This is a genomic window from Promicromonospora kroppenstedtii DSM 19349 (assembly GCF_000515355.1).
Lineage (GTDB): Bacteria > Actinomycetota > Actinomycetes > Actinomycetales > Cellulomonadaceae > Promicromonospora > Promicromonospora kroppenstedtii.
The window spans coordinates 2,150-3,989 of sequence record NZ_KI911731.1 but is presented as its reverse complement, the minus strand read 5'-3'; the positions used below and the strand labels follow the sequence as shown (position 1 = coordinate 3,989).

The window sequence follows — 1,840 nt, the reverse complement described above, 5'->3', positions numbered from 1 at the left end:
GTGCGCGACGGCCTGGGGGCTGACGAGCTTGCCCGTGGGCTGCCGGGCCTCCAGGGCGGCGCGCTCGGCGGCCGGGTCGGTGGCGGCGTCGAGCAGGCGGCCCACCCAGGGGGTGTCGACGGTGCCGGGGTTCACGCAGGTCACGCGGATGTTCTCGCGCACGTGGTCGGCGGCCATCGCGAGCGTGAGCGCCTGGACGGCGCCCTTGCTGGCGGAGTACAGGGCGCGCTGCGGCAGGCCGGTCCAGGAGGCGATCGACGCCGTGTTGACCACCGCGGCGTGCTCGGACTCGCGCAGGTACGGCAGCGCGGCGCGGGTGACCCGCACGATGCCGAGCACGTTGACGTCCAGCACGCGCAGCCACTCGGCGTCGTCGTTGTCGGCGACGGTGCCCTGGGCGCCGATGCCGGCGTTGTTGACGACGACGTCGATGCCGCCCAGGCGATGGGCGGCGGTCTCGACGGCGGCGCGGACGGCGGCGTCGTCGGTCACGTCGGCGACCTCGCCGCTCGCGCCCTCGGGCACACCGTCGGCCGAGCGGTCGATCGCGACGACCTGGGCGCCGCGCTCCAGCAGGGCGGTCACGACGGCGGCGCCGATACCGGACGCCCCTCCCGTGACGATGGCGCGGACGCCGTCGAACTCAAGGGCTGTGGTCACGGGAACTCCTCCTGGAAAACGGCTGCGATGACGATTCATCCAATCTATAGCACCGATCCGTGCCGATTCGTAGGGCTCGATCACGTTCTGGACCCGCTAGGCTCGACCCACTCGGAGCAATACGTCATACCTCTTCCTGCTCCGGGACCGTCCGCTCGACGAGGAGTGATCCGCACATGACCCAGCCGGCCGATTCCGCCCCGCTGCCCCACCCGGACCGGGCCTGGTTCACCGAGGCCAGGTTCGGCCTGTTCGTGCACTTCGGGCTCTACTCCGCCGCGGCCCGGCACGAGTGGGTGATGAGCAACGAGCGCCAGACCGTCGAGCAGTACGAGCGGTACGCCGAGGTGTTCGACCCCGACCTGTTCGACGCCCGGGCGATCGCGCGCGCGGCCAAGGAGGCGGGGATGCGGTACGTGGTGCTGACCACGAAGCACCACGACGGCTTCGCCCTGTGGGACTCCGCCGTCAGCGACTACTCCGTCGCGCGCACGCGCGGGCGCGACCTGGTCGCGGAGCTGGCCGAGGCCGTGCGCGCCGAGGGGCTGCGCCTGGGGCTGTACCACTCGCTGATCGACTGGCACCACCCGGACTTCACCGTGGACTTCGTGCACCCGCGCCGGGACGACCCGGACGCCCACGCCCTGAACGAGGGGCGCGACATGGCGCGGTACCGCACCTACCTGCACACGCAGGTGCGCGAGCTGCTCACCGGGTACGGCGCCGTCGACTACGTGTTCTTCGACTACACCTACGCCCACGACCGGGACGGGTGGCGCGGCAAGTACCCCGAGGACTGGGACGCGGAGGGGCTGCTCGCCCTGGTCCGCGAGCTGCAGCCGCAGGCCGTGGTCAACGACCGCCTCGGCATCCCGGGCGACCTGGTCACCCCGGAGCAGTACCAGCCGGACCAGCCCATGCGCGCCGACGACGGGGCACCCATCACCTGGGAGGCCTGCCAGACGCTGAACGGCAGCTGGGGCTACGACCGGGACAACACCCGGTTCAAGGACCCGGACCTGCTGGTGCGCATGCTCGTGGACACCGTGGCCAAGGGCGGCAACCTGCTGCTGAACATCGGCCCGGACGGGCGCGGGGCGATCCCGGCCCGGGACGCGACCACGCTCGCGGCGCTCGGTGCCTGGACGCGGCTGCACGGCCGGTCGGTCCACGGCGCCGG

General features: G+C 72.4%; 2 protein-coding genes. One reads left to right on the top strand and one right to left on the bottom strand.

Annotated features, from left to right (window positions below):
- The coding region (locus PROKR_RS21800) for an SDR family NAD(P)-dependent oxidoreductase (protein WP_051433234.1) at positions 1 to 699 on the bottom strand (699 nt) is incomplete at its 3' end.
- A gap of 137 nt (positions 700 to 836) precedes the next feature.
- Here PROKR_RS21800 and PROKR_RS21795 point away from each other — a divergent pair.
- On the top strand, positions 837 to 1,840 hold a 1,004-nt coding region (locus tag PROKR_RS21795), incomplete at its 3' end, for an alpha-L-fucosidase (RefSeq protein WP_051433233.1).